Source organism: Paraburkholderia atlantica (genome assembly GCF_009362785.1).
GTDB classification, from domain to species: domain Bacteria; phylum Pseudomonadota; class Gammaproteobacteria; order Burkholderiales; family Burkholderiaceae; genus Paraburkholderia; species Paraburkholderia atlantica.
Window position 1 is genome coordinate 1 of record NZ_WHNQ01000093.1, and the last position, 8,520, is coordinate 8,520.

Below are 8,520 nucleotides of genomic sequence, written 5' to 3' on the forward strand. Positions count from 1 at the left end.
CAGTGCGATGCTCGAGCAGTGGTGTACCAACGTGATGCGCTCCAAGGTTGAACCGATGAAGGAGGTCGCCCGCATGATACGCAAGCATTTCGACGGCATCGTCGCATGGACCCAGACGCGCCAGACCAACGGCTTTCTGGAAGCACTCAACGGCCTGTTTCAAGCCGCCAAGCGACGCGCTCGTGGCTACGCAAACCTCGAAACTATGCGCACCGTGCTGTTCCTGATCGCCGGCAAGCTCAACTTCGCGTCGATCAATCCGCACGCGGCATAACCCATTCAAATTTCAAAAGAGCCACCTTAATAATCCTCGGTTTCGAACACGTTGAAGCTCCTCGTGTACGAGCGGGGTCACCGCTCGCGTGCGGGAGGCGTCCATTCCATTTCCGTGAGGCAGGCGCCTGGCCTAGCGCCGCGAATCAAAACCGGGTTAGCATCGCTGCCAGAGCCGCACGGTGTGGACAGGACCACACCCGGCGATTTCCACCACGGAAGCCAGCATGAAGAACGAAAGCACGGTGTACGTTGGGTTGGACGTGCATAAGGAGTCGATCAGGGTGGCCTACGCGATCGACGCATGCGAGGTCATATCGCGTGGCAAGATCGGCACAATTCAAACGGAGATTGATCGGCTGTGCAAGCGGCTGCAGTCGAAGGCTTCACGCGTGTGTGCAAGAGGCGGATCCAGGCTGCTATAGGCTACATCGGCAACTGACGCAGCGCGGCTTTGAGAGCACGGTCTTTGCGCCATCGCTGATTCCCAGAAAACCCGGCTCGCGCAGGCGACCTGACTGCCGTGTATTTGCCCAGTGTTGAAGACGAAGCCTTCCCGGATCTGGCGCGGGTGTGGACTGCAGTCAAGGAGGATTTGCGGCAAGCCCTCAGCGACTGAAGTCGTTTTTGCTGGCACGTAGAAAAGTTGCGCAGCAATCGAGTGAGATGATTTTCAAGCTAGGTGGAACCTGGACTCGCCAAACCTTTACTCGCGCGGCTTCTACCGATTTAAGGAACTTTACGATCGGGACAGTGAAGCGCCGCTGCAGCAGATTCTCGCCATCGGCCCCTGATCACGAACCGCGTGGATCCGCATGTCGGTGCTGCCGTTGTCGAATTGGCCCTCGAATTACCCGCCTACGGTCAGATTCGTATCGCCAACGAAGTCCTCAAATGGCATACCCTGTCCGTCTCGCCCCAAGGCATCCTTAGTATCTAGTTGCGTCACGATCTGGAGACGATGCGGAAGCACCTGAAGGCTCGGAAGCCATATCCGCCAAGGCCGTTCAATCTCGCGAAGCGCGGTCTCAAAGAGGTCGCTGCGCCCGCAGCTTGAAAGGGCGTCCTGTCTGCGTCATGAGTTACCGTCTATCTAATAACCAATCTCGTATAGACCGCCTATTTGCACCCGAGCCGCACCGGGAGGACAAGCGCCGACGATGTATTCAGTAGAAGACATTCATGCATTGATGGCGATCAAAGGCACAAAGAAATGTTTTCGCTATATTGCGCTAGGCGACGTGGTGGCGCTGTTTGGTTTGATTGTTACACACCTCTTTCCGAATATCTTGCATGCGGTGAAGGACGTTTCAAGAGACTGTTCGGAACATTGGAGAATTTCACCTGCAAACTAGGTGGCATCCAGTCGTCAGCTGCTTCTTGTAAATGTGGACGTGTCTTTTAAAGCTTATGCGCAGACGACGACAGGCGGGGAACCATGCGTCAGTACGCCCAGCTATCCAGCTTGCGCTGCAGAGGTTGCCGTCGAAGCTAACGGGTTTGGCTCCGGATTAACAATCCAGGCAGTTCTTCTTGAAACACTCTCTGAGTAGGAAGCGGATGTCGAATGCACAAAAGTTTTACATCGACGGCGTCTGGGTCACGCCGTTGGGCGACGCGCGCCTCGCCGTTGTCGATCCGTGCACGGAAGAGGCGTTCGCGCAGATCGCGCTCGGCAATGCCGACGACGTGGAGCGCGCTGTGACCGCTGCAAAGCGCGCATTCGCGTCGTTTTCGCTGACGCCGCTGACTGAGCGCGTCGCACTGATTCGCAGCATACTCGACGCTTATGCGGCGCGTTACGACGAGATGGCCGATGTCATTTCGCGCGAGATCGGCGCGCCGAAAACGCTTTCGCATACATGGCAGGCCGCGCTCGGCAGACGTCACCTCGAAGAACTCTTACGTACCTGCGAACGCTTCGCCTGGCAGCGCAAGAAGGGCACGACCCTTGTCAATTACGAGCCCGTCGGCGTGGCCGCGCTCATCACGCCGTGGAACTGGCCGATCAACCAGATTGTCTGCAAGGTCGCCCCCGCGATTGCCGCCGGCTGCACGATGGTGCTCAAGCCAAGCGAGATCTCGCCGCTGAACGCCGTGCTGTTCGCCGAGATTCTCGATGCAGCAGGCGTGCCGCCGGGTGTGTTCAATCTTGTGAACGGCGACGGCCCAACGGTGGGCGCGGCGCTCTGCAGTCATCCAGATGTCGACATGGTGTCGTTCACCGGATCGACACGAGCGGGCGTGGAAATCGCGAAGCTCGCGGCGCCGACCGTCAAGCGTGTGCACCAGGAACTCGGCGGTAAGTCCGCAAACATTCTTCTCGACGATGTGGACCTGGAATCTGCCGTCACTTCGGGTGTCTACGAGTGCTTTGGCAACAGCGGCCAGTCGTGCAACGCGCCGACACGTATGCTGGTGCCCGCAGCGCTGCACGACGAGGCCGTGCGCATTGCACAGCATGCGGCGGCCTCTCACTGTGTGGGTCCCGCGAACGACGACCGCACCACGATGGGCCCTCTGGTGAGCGACGTGCAATACACACGCGTGCAACGGCTAATTAAAAAGGGCATCGAGGAAGGCGCACTGCTCGCAGCCGGCGGGCCGGGACGTCCCGACGGCCTGTCGCGCGGTTACTACGCGCGGCCCACGGTCTTCGCAAACGTCGACCAGTCGATGACGATCGCACGAGAAGAGATTTTTGGCCCAGTGCTCGCCATCATGCCGTACCGCGACGAGGAAGACGCGATCGCGATTGCCAACGATACACCGTTCGGACTTGCTGCATACGTTCAATCCGCAGATCGGGCGCGCGCCCAGCGGGTGGCGCTTCGGCTGCGCGCGGGCAGCGTGTATTTGAACTATCCAGCGTGGGACGCGGGATCGCCGTTCGGCGGATATAAGCAATCCGGCAACGGCCGTGAATATGGCGAGTGGGGTCTGGAGGCGTTTCTCGAAGTAAAGGCTATCGTCGGCTATGACGATCAGGCGGGACCCGGCACGGGCGGTGACGTGCACGCGTACTCAAGTGAAGACTCATTGGCCTCGGAGTATCCGAGGCGCTGGTTGAACGCGCCCAAGCCCTGATATCGCCTCAAGAAATATCTCCAGGAGCTCTGACATGAATTTTCCGGCTTCAGAGCATATCCAGTGGCTCGTGAGTCAATCAATGCTCCACCAGGTTCGGGCACGGGCACGCAGTTATGCGGGCCAAGCCAAGCTTTGGCTTCACCCCTATGCCGAGGCACGCCCGCGTGAGGTCTGCGCAAAGTCGTCTGTCTGGTTCACCGCGTACCCGGGCGCGGTTATAGCCGCGCCGGGACAATCGGTACTCCAGGCATTGGGAAGCGAGACACTGTGGCGTTCGCTGTCCTCGTTGGGCATTAGGGCCATGCACCCGGGTCCAACCAAAGTCGCCGGTGGTCTCAATGGCAAGCGCTTTACCCATTCGGTGGACGGCAACTTTGATCGCATCGGCCTAGAGATCGATTCCAGATTCGGCAGTAAAGAAGACTTCATAGCAATGAGTCGCATGGCGGCAGCGCACAACGCTGTTGTCATTGACGATATCATTCCTTTGCATACTGGCAAAGGCCCCGACTTCCGGCTCGCTGAGATGAATTACGGGGACTATCCGGGCCTCTACCACATGATCGAGATCATGCCTAGCGACTGGAACCTTTTACCAGACGTACCTGAAGGCAAAGATTCCATCAATCTGCCGGCTGACGTCGTCGACACCCTAAAAGGTAGGCGCTACATCGTTGGCCAACTTCAGCGGGTAATGTTTTTTGCGCCGGGCGTCAAGGAAACAGACTGGAGTGCAACCGCTCCTGTACTCGGCGTAGACGGCATAATGCGCCGGTGGGTATACCTTCACTACTTTAAGGAAGGTCAACCGTCACTGAACTGGCTCGACCCAACATTTGCAGCCCAACAAATCAGTATCGGTGATGCTCTGCACTCCCTAGATGTCCTCGGCGCACGCGGACTTCGCCTGGATGCCAACGGATTTCTCGGCATCGAGCGAAGACCACACGGCAATGCGTGGTCGCAGAGCCATCCACTCGCGGTCGCGGCCAACCAGCTTCTTGCCGGGGCGATTCGTAAGGCCGGTGGGTTCAGCTTTCAGGAACTCAATCTCACGCTCGACGACATGGCGGCGATGTCCAAAAATGGCGCGGACCTGTCTTACGACTTTGTCACACGTCCTGCGTATCAGCATGCACTTCTGACGGGAGACACAGAGTTCTTGCGGCTGATGCTACGCAAGGCCCATCAGTACGGCATCGACCCGGCGTCTCTCATTCACGCGCTTCAGAACCACGATGAACTGACGCTGGAGCTCGTACATTTCTGGTCGCTACACGCTAACGCAACCTTTACCTTCCAAGGGCAGACATGGAACGGCAACTCCCTTCGAGAGCATATCCGGGAGAAGATGTACGAGCGCTTGTGCGGCGAGCATGCGCGCTACAATGTTCCTTTTGTGACAAACGGTGTGTCTTGCACGACAGTCAGCGTCATCACTGCGGCACTCAATATTCGGGACTTGGATGCCATAACGCCTAGGGACAGGGACAATATCCGACAAATTCATCTTCTTCTTGCGATGTTCAATGCTTTTCAGCCCGGCATTTTTGCGATATCGGGATGGGACCTTGTGGGTGCACTACCCTTACCCGTTGAGGCCGTCGAGGAGCGAACGACTGACGGAGACACGCGCTGGGTACAACGCGGTGCTTATGATCTCACAGGCGAAAACGGGCATGCATATGCATCCGAAGAAGGCATACCGCGCGCAGTGGCCTTGTACGGTACGTTGCCGGAGCAGCTCGCCGACCCCACCTCTTTCGCCTCACAACTCAAGCGTCTCCTCGCTGTGCGAGACTCGTATGGCCTTGCCTTAAGTAGGCAAATAGGGATTCCCGACGTTGTCGCGCCAGGCCTCCTAGTAATGATTCACGAACTTTCCGCAGGGAAAGAGACTCAGATTACAGCTCTGAACTTTGGTGCAAGCACCGTCGATGAGACTATTACTCTACGCTGCACCGCGCCAGGACCCGTCATCGACATGCTCGCCGATTCGGTTATCGGTCACCTCGACGAACTAGGTAAGCTGCGAATAGTGCTTGAGGGTCACCGAGGTGTATCACTGAGAATTGGGAGTTCTCTTTCTAGTTGACGTGCATTAAGGGGGCACACCCGACGATATCCAGGCAGTTGAATCAGACACTGCGCTTCAGAAATTAAATGTCCGTGGCGTTCCTGAAGTTTCTCTCGACGGCTCTGATGCAAATAGGTAAGGGGCTTGAGCAGTTTCATTCAGGAATGGGTATCTTATCGCGTGGACAGGACCGCTGGAAGGGAGTTAACGTGCCACCGCACTAATGGAGCGCCCAATAATTTCTACCCAGCCGTGGCCGGATCTACTTCACGAACGCCTGTGGCTGCTCACTCCAACTGCCCAGCCGGACCAGCCCGCGAAGCGGGCCGAAGCTGAGTCGCTGCTTCTCGCGCGGCAGCCTGAGCAAATTCCCAGTCGCGCTGCGTTTCATGCGCCAAGCATTCCGAATGAGCATAACACGGTCGCTCATGCAGCCGGATCACCTTTCTTGCCTAGTCGGCGGCGCGCGAGATCGCGTCATCCCCGACGACCCCCAACGTCAAGCTCTTGCTTTTGATGCGTTAAAAAACCTGCGAGCAACTCATCCAGCCACTTCAGCGGATAACAAAAAAGCGCCCCTTCCACCGTCTTGTGTCCGGTGCTGTTGAACACCTTGATGGCGTCCTTGACTATGTCGTCGACGGCCGCCATGAAGGTGGGGGGTGTCCGACGGACAACGTCCCTCTCGGCCCCCCCGTGCCGAGCCGAATGTGGCTAGTTGATGCCAGCGCGCTCCGGCCGGACGCATTGAAATCCGGGCGCACGGCACGTCGCTGCTCTATGTTCCCTCTGACCGGTTCGCTCAAATCGACCAGGGCGTCGTCGTCGAGCATAAGCGGCTCGGTCACGCGCTGCAGGTCGCTCAGGCCTTGCAGGCGCAACGCGATGACCGACGGGCGTCGAGCTCGCCGTCACGCACCATTCAGGGTACTGCGGTACACGCCAAGGAGTCGGCTGCTGAGCACCAGGAAGCACGGGAATTCACGCAGGATGACGTGAACGCAGTGTTGACGGGGACACACCGGAGCGCGGGCAGGCTCGGTGCTAAAAACCTCCCTCAGAGAGACAAATAAGCGAGCCAAAACCGCCCTCACCACCTACCCCAGCCTAACAAAACCAACCTCACCCCCGACATCTGGTAAATGGCCCGCACCCCGACATTCGGATCTCGCTTTGACAATTCTCCACTTTGGCATATACCGGGCCCCGAACTGCGGAAGTCGTCCATCACATCAGAGCTGTGCAAATCACTGGCGCTTACTGCCACCGCGCCTCCAGCGGTCGATGATGCGGCCCACGCCCAACAGGTACTTCGTCACATACTTCGTGGTCGCATACTCGACGTAGCCGAGCGGACAGCTCCTCCGGTTGAGGAACAGATGATCTTCGTGCCCGTGCGATTCCTTCGAAAAATTGATCAACCGGCATCGCTGCGATTCAAGCCGCTGCTCAAGCCGGACGACATCCCTCTTTTCCACAGGCCGCAAAAATCATGGAATTCGATCGCGATCTGGCCAATGTTAGGGAGAAACGTGTGCGTATTCCACGCAAATCGAGCAGCCGTACCGCGGCAAAGCGAGCAGACATTCCACGCGAAGCCGAGCGGGGATTCCACAGCAAAGCGAGCGCTGCGGACGTGGCGACGCGGGGTGAGTTCTTTTACTCCTTCTCGTCTTCGATGGTCAAACCATTTCGGCGCTTGCGCATCGATTCGCCTGATAGCGTGAGTCGATGCGCGTTGTGAACCAGCCGGTCGAGAATCGCGTCAGCAAGCGTTGGATCACCGATGGCGGCGTGCCAGCTATCGACCGGGATCTGGCTGGTGACGATCGTCGAACGCCGGCCGTGCCGGTCGTCGAGCACTTCGAGCAGATCGCGCCGCGCAGCATCCGACAGCGGCGCCATGGCGAGGTCGTCCATGACGAGGATGTCGGTTTTCGCCCATTGCGCGAGCAGCTTCGCGTAACCGCCGCTACCGTGCGCGATGGCCATCTCCTCATTGAACTTCGGCATGCGTAGATAGCGGGCCGAGAAGCCCTGACGGCATGCCTGGTTGATCAGCGCGCATGCGAGCCAGCTTTTGCCAAGACCGGTCGGCGCGACCAGAATCACGTTCTGGTGCGCCCGTATCCATTCGCCAGTGAGCAGTCGGGCGAGTAAAGCGCGGTCGAGTCCGCGGGGCTCGCGGTAGTTGATGTCTTCGGGTACCGCGTCAGGGAAGCGCAGCTTCGCGCGGCGCAGCCGCGCCGTGAGAAGGCGTGACTCGCGTTCGCTTGCTTCGCGTTCGACGAGCAGCCCGAGGCGCTCCTCGAAGCCGAGCTGATCGATGCTGTTCTGGGATTGCTGGTCGGCCAGCGCCGCGGCCATGCCGAACAGGCGCAGCTCGTGCAGCCGCTCAACGGTCGGGTGATGCAGCATGTCGATGATCTCCTTTCAGTGGTAGTAGGACGGCCCGCGCACGTTGGCGTGCACGAGCGGCAGTTCGGTCTGGGCGACGGGCGCATCGGCCTTGCTCTCCAGGCCATTCTTCAACGTTGAGGCGATGAACCGGTAGCTCGGCGCTTTCAGATCAATGGCGCGCTGGCAGGCGGCTTCCAGCCGCGCACGGCCGTAGTCTTTGCCCATGCGCAGCACCCCCAGGCAGGCGCGGTAAGCCTGCTGCGGATGCTGGCGACCGCCGAGCAGATGTTCGATAACCGCAGCGGTATTCGGACCGATGTCGGTGGCCCAGTTGATCAGCCGTTGCGGATTCCACTCCGTGGTGGCGGCCCGATGATTCGGCGGTGCGTATTTCGGACGAACGTGACCGGCCGTTTCGGGATGGTGACCGGCGATTTCGGCAACGTGACCGGGCATTTCGGGAACGTGACCGAGCGGACCGGAAGGCAGGATTGGCGTTGCGCATGACATCAACTACGCAGGCTATGCTCGCCGGCTTTTGCCGGAGAGAGCATGCCCGCGCACCGGATGAACATGCGCATGATCAAGGACGTTTTACGACTTAAATTCGACGGCGGTTTCTCGCACGATCGGATCGCCGCGTCACTGGGCATATCCAAGGGCGTGGTCACGAAGTACAT

General features: G+C 58.9%; 8 protein-coding genes and 2 pseudogenes. 6 read left to right on the top strand and 4 right to left on the bottom strand.

The window, feature by feature from the left end; genetic code table 11:
* The 6 genes and pseudogenes from GCT19_RS39865 to treS form a co-directional block, all read left to right on the top strand.
* Nucleotides 1-274, top strand: a 274-nt coding sequence (locus GCT19_RS39865) for a transposase (RefSeq protein WP_193727467.1), incomplete at its 5' end; no start/stop codon positions are given.
* A gap of 226 nt (nt 275-500) precedes the next feature.
* A pseudogene (locus GCT19_RS44080) lies at nt 501-906 on the top strand (IS110 family transposase); the annotation flags it as partial.
* 74 nt (nt 907-980) lie between these two features.
* Nucleotides 981-1,210, top strand: a pseudogene (locus GCT19_RS44085) (IS481 family transposase); the annotation flags it as partial.
* Nucleotides 1,211-1,433: 223 nt separating this feature from the next.
* Nucleotides 1,434-1,628, top strand: coding sequence for a hypothetical protein (locus tag GCT19_RS39880; protein ID WP_152854951.1), 195 nt, complete (start codon nt 1,434-1,436; stop codon nt 1,626-1,628).
* A gap of 205 nt (nt 1,629-1,833) precedes the next feature.
* Complete coding sequence (locus GCT19_RS39885; protein WP_018436527.1) at nt 1,834-3,360, top strand: aldehyde dehydrogenase family protein; 1,527 nt, start codon at nt 1,834-1,836, stop codon at nt 3,358-3,360.
* Between the two features lie 34 nt (nt 3,361-3,394).
* Nucleotides 3,395-5,458: a maltose alpha-D-glucosyltransferase gene (gene treS, locus GCT19_RS39890; RefSeq protein WP_018436526.1), complete on the top strand. Its 2,064-nt coding sequence runs from the start codon at nt 3,395-3,397 to the stop codon at nt 5,456-5,458.
* Between the two features lie 459 nt (nt 5,459-5,917).
* On the opposite strand, the gene GCT19_RS43110 is transcribed toward treS, so the two are convergent.
* The 4 genes from GCT19_RS43110 to GCT19_RS39905 form a co-directional block, all read right to left on the bottom strand.
* Nucleotides 5,918-6,091 (bottom strand): hypothetical protein, encoded by a 174-nt coding sequence (locus GCT19_RS43110; RefSeq protein ID WP_184229012.1) that lies wholly within the window; start codon nt 6,089-6,091, stop codon nt 5,918-5,920.
* A gap of 596 nt (nt 6,092-6,687) precedes the next feature.
* Nucleotides 6,688-6,861, bottom strand: a complete 174-nt coding sequence (locus GCT19_RS43115; RefSeq protein WP_018436523.1) for a hypothetical protein — start codon at nt 6,859-6,861, stop codon at nt 6,688-6,690.
* Between the two features lie 238 nt (nt 6,862-7,099).
* Nucleotides 7,100-7,858, bottom strand: coding sequence for an IS21-like element helper ATPase IstB (istB, locus tag GCT19_RS39900; protein ID WP_018436522.1), 759 nt, complete (start codon nt 7,856-7,858; stop codon nt 7,100-7,102).
* A gap of 15 nt (nt 7,859-7,873) precedes the next feature.
* Complete coding sequence (locus GCT19_RS39905) at nt 7,874-8,296, bottom strand: hypothetical protein (protein WP_408582415.1); 423 nt, start codon at nt 8,294-8,296, stop codon at nt 7,874-7,876.
* Nucleotides 8,297-8,520 lie beyond the last annotated feature (224 nt).

What these genes read in the sequence shown, in the direction of transcription:
- GCT19_RS39880 (WP_152854951.1), top strand. Translation starts at nt 1,434, where the DNA reads ATGTATTCAGTAGAAGACATTCATGCATTGATGGCGATCAAAGGCACA.
- GCT19_RS39885 (WP_018436527.1), top strand. Translation starts at nt 1,834, where the DNA reads ATGTCGAATGCACAAAAGTTTTACATCGACGGCGTCTGGGTCACGCCG.
- treS (WP_018436526.1), top strand. Translation starts at nt 3,395, where the DNA reads ATGAATTTTCCGGCTTCAGAGCATATCCAGTGGCTCGTGAGTCAATCA.
- GCT19_RS43110 (WP_184229012.1), bottom strand. Translation starts at nt 6,091, where the DNA reads ATGGCGGCCGTCGACGACATAGTCAAGGACGCCATCAAGGTGTTCAAC.
- istB (WP_018436522.1), bottom strand. Translation starts at nt 7,858, where the DNA reads ATGCTGCATCACCCGACCGTTGAGCGGCTGCACGAGCTGCGCCTGTTC.
- GCT19_RS39905 (WP_408582415.1), bottom strand. Translation starts at nt 8,296, where the DNA reads ATGCCCGGTCACGTTGCCGAAATCGCCGGTCACCATCCCGAAACGGCC.